Source organism: Campylobacter lari subsp. concheus (genome assembly GCF_008245025.1).
GTDB lineage: Bacteria > Campylobacterota > Campylobacteria > Campylobacterales > Campylobacteraceae > Campylobacter_D > Campylobacter_D concheus.
In genome coordinates this window covers 1,212,010-1,228,058 of sequence record NZ_CP043426.1, presented here as the reverse complement: position 1 = coordinate 1,228,058, position 16,049 = coordinate 1,212,010, and the positions used below count along the sequence as shown (strand labels likewise).

The following is a 16,049-nucleotide window of genomic DNA, read 5'->3' as shown; positions in this document are numbered from 1 at the left end:
ATTAATCTACCTTAGTATGATTAATGATATTTAAAAGTTCTTCTTGGCTAATCCATGATGGATTATTATCTGAGCTATAAGAAAAACCATTAGAAACTTTTTTACCTTTTTGACCTTTTGCATTTATGCTAAAATCAATATCAATATTATTAAACTGAATACTTGGGCTTATAGCGTAATAATCCTTAAATTCATAAGTTAAATGACTATCATCGCTTGAAATCATAATTTCATGTAGTTTTTCACCCGCTCTTATGCCTATGATTTTATGAGTCAAATTAGGAGCCATGGTTTTAGCTAAATCAACGATTTTCATAGAAGGAATTTTTGGTACAAAAATTTCTCCTCCATGCATGTATGCAAAATTATTCAGTACAAAATTAACTCCATCTTCTAAAGATATCCAAAATCTTGTCATTCTCTCATCTGTAATAGGAAGTTCTTTGGCGCCTTCATTGATTAGTTTTTTGAAAAATGGTATAACAGAGCCTCTTGAGCCTACTACGTTACCATATCTTGTAACGCTAAATTTAGTATGAGAGCTTCCTGCGATGTTATTTGCCGCTACAAAAAGCTTATCACTCGCAAGCTTTGTAGCTCCGTATAAATTAATAGGATTGCATGCTTTATCGGTTGAAAGTGCGATACATTTTTCTACATTATTTTCCAAACATGCATCAATTACATTTTGTGCTCCATGGATGTTAGTTTTTATACATTCCATGGGATTATATTCTGCAATTGGTACATGTTTCATAGCAGCTGCATGGATGACAAAATCCACATCTTTCATTGCTATATTTAATCTTTCTTTATCTCTTACATCGCCTATGAAATAACGCATACAATTATCATTAAATTCTCTTGCCATTTCAAATTGCTTAAGTTCATCGCGTGAATAGATGATGATTTTTTTAGGTTGATATTTTTGAAGTAAAGTTTTTGTATAAGTCTTTCCAAAACTTCCTGTACCACCGGTAATTAAAATGCTTTTTCCATTAAACATATTTATTTTCCTATTACTTGACTAAGTTTTTATATCGGCTGAAAATAAAATTATTTTAAAATTCTTGGTAAAGTTATACCCGTTTGGGCTTGATATTTGCCTTTTTTATCAGCATATGTTACATCACAAGGCTCATCTCCTTGTAGAAATAAAACTTGAGCTATACCTTCATTAGCATAAATTTTAGCAGGTAGTGGAGTGGTGTTTGAAATTTCTATAGTAATATGCCCTTCAAAACCTGGCTCAAAAGGAGTTACATTTACTATAATGCCACATCTTGCATAAGTACTTTTACCAAGGCAAATAGCTAAAACATCATTTGGCATTTTAAAATATTCAACCGTTCTTGCAAGTGCGAAAGAATTTGCAGGTACTATACATACATCGCCTACAAAATCTACTACATTTTCTTCTACAAAATTTTTTGGATCCACAACAGTCGAATTTACATTAGTAAAAATTTTAAATTCTCTTCCAACTCTTATATCATATCCGTAGCTTGAAAGCCCATAACTAACTATACCTTTACCTATATTTGCTTCGCAAAATGGCTCTATCATATTGTATTCTAATGCCATTTTTTTGATCCAATTATCTGCTTTTAAGCCCATTTTTGTCCTTTATAATTAAAGTGAATTTTTAAATTATATCTTAAAATAAAAGTAAAAAATAAATAATTGAAGTTATTTTTAGTATTTTTATATATAATTATAAATTAAGTCTTATAAATTAAGGAGAATATATGACAAAAGAAGAAATCAAAGAACTAATGCAACTTTTTGCAGAAGCAAGTATAAGCAAAATTAAAATAAAAGAACAAGATGGATTTGAAATAGAACTTGAAAAAGATTTATGTTGTGAATTGCCAGCCCCAGCTCCTGTTGCCCCAGCTCCACAACCAATTAATGTAAATGTAGTTAATGAAACCAAAGCAAGCCCAAGCTCTTCTAATAAACCAACTATCAATAGCCCTATGGTAGGTACTTTTTATCAAGCTCCAAGCCCAGGTGCAGCACCTTTTGCTAAAGCAGGACAAACTATTAAGAAAGGAAGTACTATAGCAATTATTGAAGCGATGAAAATCATGAATGAAATCGAAGCTGAATATGATTGTAGGATAGTAGAAGTTTTGGTTGCAGATGGTCAGCCTGTAGAATTTGGCATGCCTTTATTTGTGGTGGAGAAATTATAAAATGGAAATTAAAAAAGTTTTAATAGCAAATCGTGGAGAAATTGCATTAAGAGCTTTAAGAACTGTAAAAGAAATGGGAAAAAAAGCAATTTGTGTGTATTCTACCGCAGATAAAGATGCTTTGTATTTAAAATATGCTGATGCGAGTATTTGTATAGGAAATGCTAGAAGCTCAGAAAGCTATTTAAATATCCCAGCTATTATTAGTGCGGCTGAAATTAGTGAAGCGGATGCGATTTTTCCAGGGTATGGATTTTTAAGTGAAAATCAAAATTTTGTTGAAATTTGTGCAAAACATAATATCAAATTCATAGGTCCTTCAGTAGCTGCTATGGCACTAATGAGTGATAAAAGCAAAGCTAAACAAGTAATGCAAAGAGCAGGTGTGCCTGTAATCCCAGGAAGCGATGGGGCTTTAGGTGGGGTTGAAGCAGCTAAAAAGCTTGCCAAAGAAATAGGCTACCCTGTGATTTTAAAAGCAGCGGCAGGCGGCGGCGGCCGTGGTATGCGTGTAGTTGAAGATGAAAAAGATTTGGAAAAAGCATATTGGTCAGCAGAAAGTGAAGCTATGAGCGCTTTTGGTGATGGCACTATGTATATGGAAAAATATATCCAAAATCCACGTCATATAGAGGTGCAAATCATAGGAGATAGCTTTGGTAATGTGATACATTTAGGTGAGAGAGATTGTTCGATGCAAAGGCGCCATCAAAAGCTTATAGAAGAATCTCCTGCAATTTTACTAGATGAAAAAACAAGAGCAAGACTTCATGAAACAGCAGTTAAAGCTGCTAAGGCTATTGATTATGAGGGCGCAGGAACTTTTGAGTTTTTAGTGGATAAAAATTTAGACTTTTACTTTATTGAAATGAATACACGCTTGCAAGTTGAGCATTGTGTGAGTGAGATGGTAAGTGGGGTTGATATTATTGAACTTATGATTAAAGTAGCAGAAGGGTATCCTTTACCAAAGCAAGAAGAAATTAAACTTAAAGGCCATTCTATAGAATGTAGAATCACTGCAGAAGATTCTAAAACTTTCTTGCCTTGCCCAGGTAAAATCACAAAATACGTAGCTCCAGCAGGACGTAATGTAAGAATGGAAAGTCATTGTTATCAAGATTATAGTGTGCCTCCTTATTATGATTCTATGATTGGAAAATTAGTTGTTTGGGGAGAAGATAGAAACACAGCTATAGCAAAAATGAAAGTAGCCTTGCAAGAGCTTATCGTAGGTGGGATTAAAACAACAAAAGATTTTCATTTAGCAATGATGGATAATGCAGATTTTATCAATAATAATTATGATACAAATTATCTTTCAAGACATTAATTTTAAGATAGGTTTTAACCTATCTTAATTCTTCTATATGAGCATTTGCTCTTATTTTATCAAGATGATTTTTTAAGGCTTGTTCTTTTTGAGTTAGAGTATAGACATTGCTAACTTGATCTTTGATTAAATCAAATTCGATAGGATTTTTACCATATTTTTCTTTTACAAAATATACTATATAAGCATTTTCACCATTTAATACCGGAGTAAATTCTCCTATTTTGGTATTATTTAACAAAGCAAGTAATCTTGGATCTAAACTAGCTGCGTTTAAACTAATGGCTTTTGATTTAATTTGAGAATTTTTATACATAGGATTTTGTGCAAGTTGTTGTAAAAGTTCAGGATTAGTAGAATTATAAACAACTAAGTCTATATTTGAAAAAGTGCTAAATTTATCGAGATTGCTTTCATAAAAATGTTTTAGCGTTTCATCATCGATATTGATTTTTGCATTTTGCATTATGCTTCTATAAAGTTTTTCTCTTTCAAGATCTTTTCTAATTTTATTTTTAAAAACTTCAAAACTTAAACCATCTTTTTCTATCTTTGATTGTAAACCATTAATGTCGGTTTTATTGCCTTTTGCTATTTGGGCTAATTTTTCATTAAGTTCAAAAGTACTTACATAAATTCCTAACTTTTTAGCTTCACTTTGTTGAACTTTATCATCTACTAAAAATGCTATAGCCTTTTGTTTATCGTCAGTTTTTAATTCTTTCATGGTTTGTTCTATATCATAAAGAGTAATAGGTTGATTTTCTACTATCATTGCTACGCCACCAAGAGTTTGAGCATATAAAATATTTGCAGCAAAACAACAAGATATTAAAAATTTTCTCATATAAAACCTTTATTTAAGTGTAAATATAGCATTATAACAATAAAAATTTAAAAAAGGTAAAAATATGCAAGAAATCACAACGCGTTTTGCTCCTTCTCCAACAGGATATTTGCACATAGGGGGGCTTAGAACGGCTTTATATAATTATCTTTATGCAAGAAAAAATAAGGGTAAATTTTTATTGCGTATTGAAGATACGGATTTAAAAAGAAATTCACAAGAAGCTACACAAGCTATTATAGAAGCATTTAAATGGTGTGGGCTTGATTATGATGGGACGATTGAGTATCAATCTCAAAGATTTGATATTTATAAAAAATATATTCAAAAATTATTAGATGAGGATAAGGCTTATTATTGTTATATGAGCAAAGAAGAGCTTGATGAGTTAAGAGCTAAGCAAGAAGCAGCTAAAGAACGCCCAAAATATGATGGTAGATATAGAGATTTTAAAGGAACTCCGCCAAGTGATGTTGAACCTGTAGTGCGCATAAAAGCACCACAAAGTGGAGAGATTAAATTTATAGATGGTATTAAAGGTGAGGTTAGCTTTAAGGCCGAAGATATTTTAGATGATTTTGTAATTGCAAGAAGTGATGGTAGTCCAATTTATAATTTAACCGTTGTAATTGATGATGCATTAATGGGTGTGAGTGATGTTATAAGAGGGGATGATCATTTATCAAATACTCCAAAACAAATCGTTCTTTACGAAGCACTAGGCTTTAAAATACCTAAATTTTATCATGTGGCTATGATACATGGCGAAGATGGTAAAAAACTTTCTAAGCGTCATGGGGCAACTGATGTGATGGAGTATAAAAATATGGGAATTTTACCTCAAGCCCTGCTAAATTTTTTAGTGCGTCTTGGTTGGAGTCATGGCGATGATGAAATTTTTTCTTTAGAAAGTATGCAAGAGCTTTTTGATCCAAATCATATTAATAAAAGTGCTTCTTGTTATAATTTTAAAAAACTAGAATGGCTTAATGCTCATTATATCAAAACCTTGCCTTTTGAAGAAATCAATAGACAATTAAAAGATTTAGGTTTTGATTTAAGTCAGTATGAAAAAGCGGGATTTTTACTGGATATGTTAAGAGAGAGAGCTAAAACTTTGCATGATATTATTAATGGGGCTAAAGTGTTACTAAATGACCCAAAAGAATATGATCAAAAGGCTGTAGATAAATTTCTTAATGTAACAAATTTAACTTATTTGGAAAAATACGCTATGGTTTTAAATGAGCAAAAAAATGCTTGCGAATTTGAAGAATTAACTAATCGATTCTTAGAAGAAAATAATCTTAAGTTAAAAGATCTAGCTCAAGCCATACGCATTGCACTCACTGGAAGCTCGGTAAGTCCTAGTATATTTGAAGTATTAGAATTTTTAGGAGTGCAAAAAGCTAAGCTTAGAATAGAAAATTTACTAACTTATATGAAGGGGAAATAATGAATTTAAAAGAAGAGGCTTTAGAATACCACTTAGGCGGTAAAGTAGATATTATTGCTAGAAAGCCTATGGATAGTGCACATGATTTATCTTTAGCTTATTCTCCAGGAGTTGCTGAACCTTGCGTTGAGATAGCAAAAGATGAAACTTTAGCTTATAAATACACCAATAAAGCTAATTTAGTTGCCATAGTAAGTGATGGTAGTGCGGTTTTGGGACTTGGTAATATAGGAGCAAGTGCAAGTAAGCCTGTGATGGAAGGAAAGGCTTGTTTGTTTAAAAAATTTGCTAATGTTAATGCTTATGATTTAGAGATTAATGCCCATAGTGTAGATGAGATTGTTACCTTTTGTAAAGCTATAGCACCTACTTTTGGAGGAATTAATTTAGAAGATATTTCAGCACCAAAATGCTTTGAAATAGAAGCTGCATTGCAAGATCTTGGAATTCCAGTAATGCATGATGATCAACACGGAACCGCGATCATTTCTACAGCAGGATTAATGAATGCTATGGAAATTAGTGGTAAAAAATTTGAAGATATTAAAGTAGTAGTAAGTGGTGCGGGTGCAGCAGGTATTGCAAGTGCTAGAATGTATAGAAATTTAGGGGTTAAAAATATCGTTTTGGTAGATAGTAAAGGTGTGATTAATACTCAAAGAGATGATTTAAATAAATACAAACTAGAATTTATAAGCGATACTAAAGATAGCACTTTAAGAGAGGCTTTAAAAGGCGCTGATGTGTTTTTGGGTTTGAGTGCACCTAAGATTTTAGATGATGAGATGATTTTAAGTATGGCTAAAGATCCTGTGATTTTTGCGCTAGCTAATCCTGTACCTGAAGTAATGCCTGAAGATGTTAAAAGGGTTAGAAATGATGCTATAGTTGGAACAGGTAGAAGTGATTATCCAAATCAAATTAATAATGTTTTAGGTTTTCCTTTTATTTTTAGAGGAGCCTTAGATGTAAAAGCGACTAAAATCACTGAAAATATGAAAGTAGCTGCTGCTAAAGCTTTGGCTGATTTAGCTAAGCTTGAGGTAACTGATGAGGTAAAACAAGCTTATGGAGTAGAAGAGCTTAGCTTTGGTAGAGATTATGTTATACCAAAACCATTTGATAGTAGGGTAAAAGCTGTAGTTAGTGCTGCTGTAGCAAAAGCTGCAGTTGAGGATGGAGTAGCTTTAGTAAAAGAATTTGACTATCAAAAATATCTAGCAAGCTTACAATAGTTTTTATAGATTAAGTTTTATTTAAAATATTTTTTTGAATAAAACTTAATTTTTATTTTCAATCTTTCAATTTGACTTTTCTATTATTTTAATTTTTTACTTAATAATCTAAGATTGCAAAACAATTTTTTTACAATAAATGTTAAATTTTGATATAAATTTTAGTATTGATTATATTTTTAATTAAATTAATTTATATTTAAGATATTTTTTTATAGGATACTAATACTTAATAATAGAAAGGCTAAGATGATTTTTGGTAAGATAGATTATCTTAATTTACTCCCTTTGCATATCTATCTTAAAAAATCAGCTTTTCCTAGCTATGTTAAGCAAACTACAGAATACAAAAAAGGGGTTCCTAGTAAGCTAAATCGCCATTTGTATTTTAGACGCATTGATGCAGCGATTATATCAAGTGTTGAAAGTCGTAGAAAAAAATACAAAACCTTAAATGTGGGGATTTGCGCAAGCAAAAAGGTAAAAAGCGTTTTAGTGAAAAAACAATCTGAAAGCAAAGAAGATGCAAGCTCTGCAACTTCTAATGCTCTTGCAAAAGTTTTAAAGCAAAAAGGGGAGGTTATCATCGGTGATAAGGCTTTAAAACTTTATTTGCAAAATCCAAAAGATTATATTGATTTATGCGAATTATGGTATGAAAAGACAAAACTACCTTTTGTTTTTGCTCGATTTTCTTGTATTAAAAATTTTTCTATTTATAAAAAAATGATGAAAAATTTCACAAAAAGTAAAATTTTCATTCCGCAATATATTTTGCTAGATTATTCCAAGTCAAGAAATCTTTCTCAAAAAGAAATTAGTGCATATTTAAAGCTAATTTACTACAAAATAGGAACAAAGGAGCAAAAGGCGCTAAAAAAATTTTTAGCCAATGCAAACAGCAAGATACTATAAAAAGGACAATTTATGAGTATAGCTAAACAATATATCAATGAAACTTTAGAAAAAATTCAAACAATTTCTCCAAGACAACCTATCTTTTTTCAAGCAGCAACTGAGGTATTAAATTCTTTAGAACCTTTACTTGAATCCAACAAAACTTATCAAGATCATGCAATATTAGAGCGTATTGTTATGCCTGAAAAAACGACTATTTTTAGAGTAGTATATATTGATGATGCAGGTAAAGCTCAAACACATTTTGGCTATAGAGTACAGTTTAACTCTAGTTTAGGACCTTATAAAGGTGGGCTTAGATTTCACCCTAGTGTGAATTTAGATGTTTTGAAATTTTTAGGTTTTGAGCAAATTTTCAAAAACTCTTTAACAGGTTTGATGATAGGCGGTGCTAAAGGTGGAGCAAATTTTGATCCTAAGGGTAAAAGTGAAGCAGAAATTATGCGTTTTTGTCAAGCTTTTATGGCTGAACTTTCAAAAATCATAGGAGCAAACACTGATGTGCCAGCGGGTGATATAGGGGTTGGTGCTAGGGAAATTGGATATATGTTTGGAGCTTATAAGAAAATTAGCTCTAATTTTGATGGAACTTTAACGGGAAAGAAAATTCCATGGGGTGGAAGTTTAGCAAGAACAGAAGCAACAGGGTATGGCTGTGTGTATTTTACTCAAGAAATGTTAGCAAAATATAACAATGCATTAGAAGGAAAAGAGTGTGTAGTTTCAGGTAGTGGAAATGTGGCAATTTATACCATAGAAAAATTACACCAACTTGGTGCAAAAGCAATCACAATAAGCGATAGCGATGGATTTGTTTATGATAAAGATGGAATAGATTTGGATTTATTAAAAGAAATTAAAGAAGTAAAAAGAGCTAGGGTGAGTGATTATGCAGCGCTCAAAAAAGGTGCTATTTTTACTCCAAAAAATACGTATAAACAAGGTTGTAATGGGGTATGGAGCATACCTTGTGATATAGCTTTTCCAAGTGCTACGCAAAATGAGTTAAATTTAGAAGATATTAAAACCTTATATCATAATGGTTGTCGTATGGTAGCAGAGGGAGCTAATATGCCAAGCACACTTGAAGCGATTGATTTTATGTTAAATCAAAAAGACTTTTTATTTGCTCCAGCTAAGGCCGCAAATGCAGGCGGTGTAGCGACTTCTCAACTTGAAATGCAACAAAACGCAAGTATGTGTCAATGGAATTTTGAGGAAGTTGATGCAAAATTGCATAAGATTATGAAAAATATTTTTGAAAATTCATACGAGTGCGCAAAAGCTTATAATCATGAAGGAAATTTAGTAGTAGGTTCAAACATAGCAGGCTTTAAAAAAGTAGCTGATGCGATGATTGATCATGGTTATATTTAAAAAGATGGCTTAAATGCCATCTTTAATGCATATAAAAAAAGCTTGTTATTTGATTGGCAATTTTTTCTTCCAAAGATTCTTTGGCTCTATCTATATTGCCAAGATAAGCAGTTCTTGCCAAAAGTGAGGTGTTTTGAGTAGAGTTTTTAGAGCTAATTTGTAAATTAACTTGCAAAAGATAGTAATTTTCTACTTCCATTTCAAAAACATTATCTATTTTATCAAAGTCATTATAAAAAAATCTCGCATTAGAAGCAATTAGTCTTTGTGCGTAAGAAAATTTCTTAAAATCTACTATATTGATATAAATTTTATAATCACTTTGAGTATTATCTAAAACCAATCCTAAATTTTGTAATTTTTGAGTGAGTTTGGCTTCTAAATTTGTGTTTAATTTTGAAGGATTATTGATGTGTAAAGAAAAACTTTGATTTTTATTAGCATGTAGGAAAATACCCTCATTATTTGTTTGGATAAAAGTTTGCATAGGGCCTGTGCAAGCACTTAAAAACAGCGCAAGCACAAGCAAGAAAAGATTATTTTTGAGCATCGATTATGGTTGGTACAGCACGAAGACCAAGTTTAGAGTATTTTGCAAAAGTTTCTCTTACCGCTTTAACTTCAGCTTCACTAGGCTTTTTATAATCTTTTAAATTTTTATCATAGTATTTTTTCATGATAGCAATTTTTTGTGCATCATCTTTAGCGTTTTTGCTTTCTTTATAAATTAATGCAGATTTTTCAAATGCGCTTGTATCATGGATTGGAGTTAAGATAAATTTAACCTGATGAGTTTTTAGTGTTTCTTCTATTTTATCTAAATGCATTCTACAGTATGGACACTCAGGATCACTAAAAACATAAAGCAAAGGTTTATTTTTATCACCTAAAGAAACAAACATTTTTTCTTTTTTAAGTTCTACTAAAGCTTTTTTTGAAAATTCAGCTTGCTGTTTTTCCATGAGTTTTGCTTGATAAACTTGAGAATAAAACTCACCTTTTTTTACATCAATTACTTCAGTTGTGATGATGTTATCTTGAGTAAAAACGATTTCTTGGAAATTCTTACCACTAATTTCAAAATTAACTATCACAGCTTCAAAGCTAGTATCAGGAATTTTTTCTCTACTAGAAATACTAATATTTGCATTTGATAAATTTGGATTTTTCTTAAAAAAATTAATAATTTCTTCATTACTTGCAGCAAATAAAGAGCTAGCAAGAGTTAAAAGAGCTAGAGATTTTTTCATTTTTTTCCTTTAATTTAAATTTTTATCATTATAAAATGTAAGTTTTAACACTTAGACTTTTAGCATTCTTTTTTCCTCAATTTTTATCACTTGAGGATAGTTTTTATCAAGGTATTCTAAATAAGCTATGGCATATTTTCTTGAAATTTGAAAATGATTTTTTACAAAAGCGACATCTAAATGATGATTTTGCAAAAGTTTTAAAAACTCTTGCATGAGATTTTCAAGAGCATTTTTTTCTATAAAAAGATTGTGTGCTAATCTTTTGACTTTGTTTTCTTTGGTGAGTTTTTTTAAGATAAGATCTCCATTTTTCCTATCAAGCTCTAAATATTCATAAAGATTATAAGGTGCAGTAGGTTTTATACCTTCTTTTTTTAAAATTTCATAAAGCTCACAATGAGCCTTTTCTTGTAATTTTTCAAAATTTTGTCCTTTTAAAAACCATATGCCATCTTTAAAATCTAATTTTTCTTCCATTTGTTTGAGTACATAAGCACAAAAGCTCTCACTTGCCCAGCTAAGCCTTAAGGCGATAGAATGAGGCGAGATTAAAGCATAAGGATTTTTAGAGAAAATAAAATCAATAAATTCTTTCAAAGTTTGCATAGCATTTAAATCATATACATTTAAAGCTTGCTCATCGACAAAAACATGATCTAAACTTTTTGCTAAGTTTAAAGCTTGTTCATGAGTGAGTTTAAAGCGTTGATAGCTTGAAAGTAATCCAAAGCCAAGTTTGTGAGTTTGTTTTAAAAACTCAAATACTTTTTTAAAATCTTTTTGTTCTAAAAGTGCTAGATATTTAGCTTTTATATCTTTTTTTAAAGGCTCACTCACTGCATTTAGCACCATGCCACCACTTTTAATACGCCCATTTTCAAGCAAGATAAATTTATCATCAAAACACAAAGGTAAGTTTTTATCAAACTCTAAACTAATATAAGTTTTATCTTTAAATTCTTTGATTACACTAATTTTTGCATTAAGCTTTTTTGAGCCGCTGCAAAATTCTAAAATGCTTCCGTGTTTAATCTCTGTATTAAAAACAACTCCATCGATACTTTTAAAACTTTTAAAAATACCTTTTTTGCTTAATACATAGCCTTTTTTTAACTCATGATAATCACAATTTAAACTCAAAGCAACTCTATTATAAGCTTTTGCTTCTAAAACATTTTCTTCATGAATTTGTATATTTTTTACAATGATATCTTTTTGATTTTCAAGGCAAAAGATTTTTTCATTTTTGCTTATTTTTCCTTCATTTAAGCTTCCTGTTACTACTGTTCCTATACCTTTTAGAGAAAAAACCCTGTCAATGTAGTATCTAAAAATCAAATTTTCATCATTTTTTTTAGGCTTTAAACTAAGTAGATAGTTTTTTAAATTTAATATGCTTTGCTCATCATAAATGCTTGTTGGAAAAACTTTTAAGATATTGATTTTAAAGGCTTTTAATTCTTTTAAAAGCTCTGCTTGCTTTTGTACTAAATCCTTGCATAAATCAACCTTACTCAAAATAAGCACTACATCTTTTACGCCTAAAAATTCCAAAACCCTTAAATGCTCTATACTTTGAGCCTTTAAACCCTCGTTTATATCTATGACAAACATACATACTCTAAAGCCAAAAGCACCACTTATCATAGTTTTAATCAAACTTTCATGTCCAGGCACATCGATAAAAGCAATATTTAAATTTTCACTTTTCAAATTTGAAAAGCTAAGATTAATCGTAATGCCTTTTTCTTGCTCTTCTTTTAAATCATCACCTTCAAAACCATTTAAAGCTTTAATAAGTGAAGTTTTACCATGATCAATATGTCCAGCAGTGCCTATGATGATACTATGCATGAAATATCTCTTTGATAGCGTGGATTAAACGGTTTAAATCTTTTTCTAAAATACTTCTAAAATCTAGTGTAAAATGCCCATTTTCAACACGGCCAATCACACCTTTTTTTCTAAATTTTTCTTGTAAAAGCAAAGCTTTCTCGTCAAAACTTAACACAAAAGTATTTAAGCTTTTATCAGGCATAGAGCCACCACCTACTAAACTTTTAGAAGCTTTTAACTCACATTTTGTAGGAATTTTTTCTTTGACAAAAAGAGCCTTTTTTTCTATGATTTTTAAATCATCATTTAAAAGTTTTAGTGTGGGGATTTTTTCATATTCTTTTTCTAAGTATGCTTTGGTAGTTTCATTTAAAAAAGCTAGAGTGATTTTATCAACCCTTAGCATTCTTAGAAGTTGATTTTTCTTTAGTTGTTGAATGTATTTTTTCTTTCCAAGTATAATGCCTGCTTGAGTAGAACCAAAAAGCTTATCACCACTAAAACTTAAAATATCACAATGTTTTAAAAGCTCTTTCACACTTGGCTCGTTTTTACTAAGCTGTTTATTAATTTTTTCACACCAGCCAGCACCTAAATCATAATAAGATATGAGTTTTTTCTTTTTTGCCAAAGTATGAATTTCACTTAAGCTTACTTCTTCAAAAAATCCTTTAAAAGCAAAATTAGAACGATGGGTTTTTAAAATCATCTTAGTATTTTCATTGATAGCTTTTTCATAATCATATAGATGAGTTTTATTAGTTGTGCCTATTTCTTTTAGCCTAACAGCAGCTGCTAGCATAACTTCAGGAATTCTAAAATTTCCCCCAATCTCAACTAGCTCACTTCTTGAAGTAATAACTTCTTCATTTTTTGCTAAGGTGTTTAAAATCAAAAATACAGCTGAGGCGTTGTTATTAACAACCAAACAATCCTCACAATCAAATAATATTTTTAAATTCGCATTAAGTGCGTCATATCTTGAGCCTCTTTTGCCACTTTGCATGTTAAACTCTAAATTTGAATAAGAGCAGATGATTTCTTTAGTTCTTTCAAAAATACTCTCATCAATAATGCTACGACCAAGATTAGTATGTATGATAACTCCAGTAGCATTGATCAAACTTTGACTTTGCATATTTAAAAACTCATCAATGCTTTGAGCAATTTTACTTAGCAAATCTTGCAAGCTAAAATTTAAATTTTCATCTTTACTCAGTTCTTTTTTACAATTTGAAACAACTATTTTTGCAAAATGAGATCTTAAATATAAAGGATAATTAGCCAAGTTTTTATCGTTTATAAGTGTGTTTATGGGTGGAAAATTTCTAAATTTGTTCATCTTAAACCTTAAGAATAAATTAGTAAAATTATAACTTTTTTATAATGAAATTTATATAATTAAGATTAAAAATTTAAAAGAGAGTGCTATGAAAGATTTTGTATTTTTAGAAAATGAAGATTTAATTCCCCTAAGTGATGATATTAGTATAGTTCAAAAAGCCTATGAGGAAGAAGTTTTTATAGGAAATTCAAAGCTTTTAAACCCTGAAGTTTATGCACCTGAGATTAATTTTTATCTTAAAAACTCACAAGATGATGTGCTAAAAAAAGCTAAAACTATTGAGTCTTTATATAAGATTAGATCTAAAGTTTATGATTTAGGACTTGATTTAGAATACACTAAAGAAGTGGGTAAAAATGTAATTATTGTAAGCAATGAGGATCAAAATGAGCTTATAGAAAGCTTAAAAAAACAAGAATACAAGGTTTTAAAACTAAACAATGAACAATGTTTGGGCGTTTTAGGTTGCGTGGGCGAGCTTTGTGTGATAGCTTTAAAAGACAATAAGCAAGTAGAAATTGATTGTGATTTTTTCTTATATGATGTAAAAAAAGAAAGTTTTGATCAACAAAGTGGTTGCTATGATTTAACTACTTTGAGTCAAGAAGAACTTATAAAACTTTTAAATTCTAATTCTCCAAAATATAAATTTAGAAATTATATTAGTTACGATGATAGTATTTGTCAATATCATGAAAGAAGAAGTATTCATTGTGGAAAATGTGCTGAAATTTGTCCTAGTGTGGCTATTTTAAAAGATGATGAGCAAAGAAAATTAGAATTTTCTCATGTGGATTGTTTAAGCTGTGGTGATTGTGTGGGGATTTGTCCTAGTGGGGCGCTTGATTATGCACCTATGCCACGTAATAGCTTTTATGAAATTTTAAAATTTTATGAAGATAAAATCATTTTAATAATCCCAGAGAAAATGTCTATAGAAAATTTAAATATCACTTTAAAAGAAGATGTAATGCCTTTTATGATTAAAGGCGAAAACTATCTTGATCAAGCACATTTTTTAGCTATGCTTCAAACAAGTGGTGCGAGTGTGATTTTTTATAGCGATAGTTTATCGCAAGGTGCTTTAGAAGTAATAGCTTTGATGAATGAAATTTTTCAAAGAAAATTTAAACAAAACGCAATTTTTCTAGCTAAAGATGAAAAAGAACTTTTAAAGGCTATAAATCAAGCACATTTTATAGAAAATCTTAAATTTATATCTTACAATCCTGCGCTTTTAAAAAGAGAAGATTTTGCTATAAGATTAAGAGAGCTTATAAAAGAAGAAAATTTAGGCAATATCCCAAGCAAAGAATGGATACGCTATGGAAAAATCACTATCAATACAGATACCTGTACCTTATGTCTTTCTTGCGTGGGAGCTTGTAATGTAGGAGCTTTAGTAGCTGATGCTAAGGATAATTCTTTGAAATTTAATGCAAGCTTATGTACTACCTGTGGATATTGTGAGGCAAGTTGTGCTGAAAAAGATACTTTAATGCTTCAAAGAAGTGGGATAGATTTAGAAAAAGAGTATTTTTCTTTTATGGTTTTAGCTCAAGATGAACTTTTTGCATGTGTAGAGTGTGGGAAAGAATTTGCTACTAAAAAAGCTATTGAGAAGATCGCTAGCATTATGAAACCAAGATTTATGGGTGATGAAGCTAAGATAAAAACACTATATTGCTGTGCTGAATGTAAAGCAAAAGTAATGATACAAAGTATGAATGTGCTTTAAGCCAAAAGGCTTAAGCACTAAGTTTTAATCCCACCACTCCAGTGATGATTAAAATAATAAAAATGATTTTATTAATGGTTATTGCTTCTTTAAAGATTAAAAACCCAACCACGCTAACAAGTGCCAAGCCGCAACCTGCCCAAGTTGCATAAGCTATGCTTAAATCAATTTTTTTCAAAGCATAAAATAAACCTACTAAAGAAAATGAAAAAAACACCGCAAAAACGATTAAATAAAGATTATTTTTACTTATGCTTGCATACTTCATCGAGCTTGTTGCAATTACTTCAAAAACTATACTAATTGCTAATACTAACCAATGCATTTTATATCCTTTTAATTAATTTAAAAATGAAACTACAACAAGGATAAAAGGAGGTGCAGTAGGGGCTATAAAATAACCACAAGATAATCTTATCTTCCATTTTGTCCATAAGCTAGTATAAAATTTTAAGATAAAAAATCCATAAGTCATCTATAACCTTGCAATAATTTATCTTATTTTAGCATTGT

At 30.3% G+C, this 16,049-nt stretch carries 15 protein-coding genes; 7 read left to right on the top strand and 8 right to left on the bottom strand.

Annotated elements, in window-relative coordinates:
- Position 1 precedes the first annotated feature (1 nt).
- Entirely contained in the window at positions 2-1,006 is a 1,005-nt protein-coding gene (gene pseB, locus CLCT_RS06325) for a UDP-N-acetylglucosamine 4,6-dehydratase (inverting) (protein WP_149062617.1), read from the bottom strand.
- A gap of 50 nt (positions 1,007-1,056) precedes the next feature.
- Positions 1,057-1,617 (bottom strand): dCTP deaminase, encoded by a 561-nt coding sequence (dcd, locus tag CLCT_RS06320; RefSeq protein ID WP_039668780.1) that lies wholly within the window; start codon positions 1,615-1,617, stop codon positions 1,057-1,059.
- 131 nt (positions 1,618-1,748) lie between these two features.
- On the opposite strand from dcd, the gene accB reads away from it, so the two are divergent.
- Both accB and CLCT_RS06310 read left to right on the top strand, forming a co-directional pair.
- On the top strand, positions 1,749-2,198 hold the full coding sequence (gene accB, locus CLCT_RS06315) for an acetyl-CoA carboxylase biotin carboxyl carrier protein (protein WP_039668779.1): 450 nt from the start codon (positions 1,749-1,751) through the stop codon (positions 2,196-2,198).
- Position 2,199: 1 nt separating this feature from the next.
- Positions 2,200-3,531, top strand: coding sequence for an acetyl-CoA carboxylase biotin carboxylase subunit (locus CLCT_RS06310; RefSeq protein WP_039668778.1), 1,332 nt, complete (start codon positions 2,200-2,202; stop codon positions 3,529-3,531).
- A 19-nt stretch (positions 3,532-3,550) separates the two neighbouring features.
- Here the strand turns inward: CLCT_RS06310 and CLCT_RS06305 are convergent, their stop codons facing one another.
- Entirely contained in the window at positions 3,551-4,378 is an 828-nt protein-coding gene (locus CLCT_RS06305) for a peptidylprolyl isomerase (RefSeq protein ID WP_039668777.1), read from the bottom strand.
- Between the two features lie 64 nt (positions 4,379-4,442).
- Here CLCT_RS06305 and gltX point away from each other — a divergent pair, with 64 nt between their 5' ends.
- The 4 genes from gltX (at position 4,443) to gdhA (ending at position 9,364) form a co-directional block, all read left to right on the top strand.
- Positions 4,443-5,834, top strand: coding sequence for a glutamate--tRNA ligase (gene gltX / locus CLCT_RS06300; RefSeq protein ID WP_149062616.1), 1,392 nt, complete (start codon positions 4,443-4,445; stop codon positions 5,832-5,834).
- Complete coding sequence (locus CLCT_RS06295) at positions 5,834-7,069, top strand: malate oxidoreductase (RefSeq protein ID WP_039668775.1); 1,236 nt, start codon at positions 5,834-5,836, stop codon at positions 7,067-7,069. Before gltX ends, CLCT_RS06295 begins: the two co-directional genes overlap by 1 nt.
- A 249-nt stretch (positions 7,070-7,318) precedes the next feature.
- Positions 7,319-7,984 carry an MqnA/MqnD/SBP family protein gene (locus tag CLCT_RS06290; RefSeq protein ID WP_133319772.1) on the top strand — a complete coding sequence of 222 codons (666 nt, stop codon included), beginning with the start codon at positions 7,319-7,321 and terminating at the stop codon, positions 7,982-7,984.
- 12 nt (positions 7,985-7,996) lie between these two features.
- Entirely contained in the window at positions 7,997-9,364 is a 1,368-nt protein-coding gene (gene gdhA / locus CLCT_RS06285) for an NADP-specific glutamate dehydrogenase (protein ID WP_149062615.1), read from the top strand.
- Between the two features lie 22 nt (positions 9,365-9,386).
- Here the strand turns inward: gdhA and CLCT_RS06280 are convergent, their stop codons facing one another.
- From CLCT_RS06280 to selA, 4 genes are read right to left on the bottom strand one after another with little or no spacing between them, the layout of a single operon-like run.
- The gene (locus CLCT_RS06280; protein ID WP_039668772.1) at positions 9,387-9,914 is read right to left on the bottom strand and encodes a hypothetical protein; all 528 of its coding nucleotides are present in this window, start codon (positions 9,912-9,914) and stop codon (positions 9,387-9,389) included.
- The gene (locus CLCT_RS06275; protein WP_149062614.1) at positions 9,901-10,614 is read right to left on the bottom strand and encodes a bifunctional thiol oxidoreductase; all 714 of its coding nucleotides are present in this window, start codon (positions 10,612-10,614) and stop codon (positions 9,901-9,903) included. Before CLCT_RS06275 ends, CLCT_RS06280 begins: the two co-directional genes overlap by 14 nt.
- 51 nt (positions 10,615-10,665) lie before the next feature.
- Complete coding sequence (gene selB, locus CLCT_RS06270) at positions 10,666-12,471, bottom strand: selenocysteine-specific translation elongation factor (protein ID WP_149062613.1); 1,806 nt, start codon at positions 12,469-12,471, stop codon at positions 10,666-10,668.
- On the bottom strand, positions 12,464-13,795 hold the full coding sequence (selA, locus tag CLCT_RS06265; protein WP_149062612.1) for an L-seryl-tRNA(Sec) selenium transferase: 1,332 nt from the start codon (positions 13,793-13,795) through the stop codon (positions 12,464-12,466). Before selA ends, selB begins: the two co-directional genes overlap by 8 nt.
- Positions 13,796-13,883: 88 nt before the next feature.
- On the opposite strand from selA, the gene CLCT_RS06260 reads away from it, so the two are divergent.
- Positions 13,884-15,536 (top strand): 4Fe-4S dicluster domain-containing protein, encoded by a 1,653-nt coding sequence (locus tag CLCT_RS06260; protein WP_149062611.1) that lies wholly within the window; start codon positions 13,884-13,886, stop codon positions 15,534-15,536.
- 10 nt (positions 15,537-15,546) lie between these two features.
- Here the strand turns inward: CLCT_RS06260 and CLCT_RS06255 are convergent, their stop codons facing one another.
- Positions 15,547-15,861: a DMT family transporter gene (locus CLCT_RS06255; RefSeq protein ID WP_149062610.1), complete on the bottom strand. Its 315-nt coding sequence runs from the start codon at positions 15,859-15,861 to the stop codon at positions 15,547-15,549.
- Positions 15,862-16,049 lie beyond the last annotated feature (188 nt).

Excerpts from the sequence above, each read along its gene's own strand:
- accB (WP_039668779.1), top strand. The coding sequence starts at position 1,749 with ATGACAAAAGAAGAAATCAAAGAACTAATGCAACTTTTTGCAGAAGCA.
- pseB (WP_149062617.1), bottom strand. The coding sequence starts at position 1,006 with ATGTTTAATGGAAAAAGCATTTTAATTACCGGTGGTACAGGAAGTTTT.
- selB (WP_149062613.1), bottom strand. The coding sequence starts at position 12,471 with ATGCATAGTATCATCATAGGCACTGCTGGACATATTGATCATGGTAAA.
- gltX (WP_149062616.1), top strand. The coding sequence starts at position 4,443 with ATGCAAGAAATCACAACGCGTTTTGCTCCTTCTCCAACAGGATATTTG.
- CLCT_RS06310 (WP_039668778.1), top strand. The coding sequence starts at position 2,200 with ATGGAAATTAAAAAAGTTTTAATAGCAAATCGTGGAGAAATTGCATTA.
- CLCT_RS06260 (WP_149062611.1), top strand. The coding sequence starts at position 13,884 with ATGAAAGATTTTGTATTTTTAGAAAATGAAGATTTAATTCCCCTAAGT.
- CLCT_RS06305 (WP_039668777.1), bottom strand. The coding sequence starts at position 4,378 with ATGAGAAAATTTTTAATATCTTGTTGTTTTGCTGCAAATATTTTATAT.
- CLCT_RS06295 (WP_039668775.1), top strand. The coding sequence starts at position 5,834 with ATGAATTTAAAAGAAGAGGCTTTAGAATACCACTTAGGCGGTAAAGTA.
- dcd (WP_039668780.1), bottom strand. The coding sequence starts at position 1,617 with ATGGGCTTAAAAGCAGATAATTGGATCAAAAAAATGGCATTAGAATAC.
- selA (WP_149062612.1), bottom strand. The coding sequence starts at position 13,795 with ATGAACAAATTTAGAAATTTTCCACCCATAAACACACTTATAAACGAT.
- CLCT_RS06290 (WP_133319772.1), top strand. The coding sequence starts at position 7,319 with ATGATTTTTGGTAAGATAGATTATCTTAATTTACTCCCTTTGCATATC.
- CLCT_RS06255 (WP_149062610.1), bottom strand. The coding sequence starts at position 15,861 with ATGCATTGGTTAGTATTAGCAATTAGTATAGTTTTTGAAGTAATTGCA.
- CLCT_RS06275 (WP_149062614.1), bottom strand. The coding sequence starts at position 10,614 with ATGAAAAAATCTCTAGCTCTTTTAACTCTTGCTAGCTCTTTATTTGCT.
- CLCT_RS06280 (WP_039668772.1), bottom strand. The coding sequence starts at position 9,914 with ATGCTCAAAAATAATCTTTTCTTGCTTGTGCTTGCGCTGTTTTTAAGT.
- gdhA (WP_149062615.1), top strand. The coding sequence starts at position 7,997 with ATGAGTATAGCTAAACAATATATCAATGAAACTTTAGAAAAAATTCAA.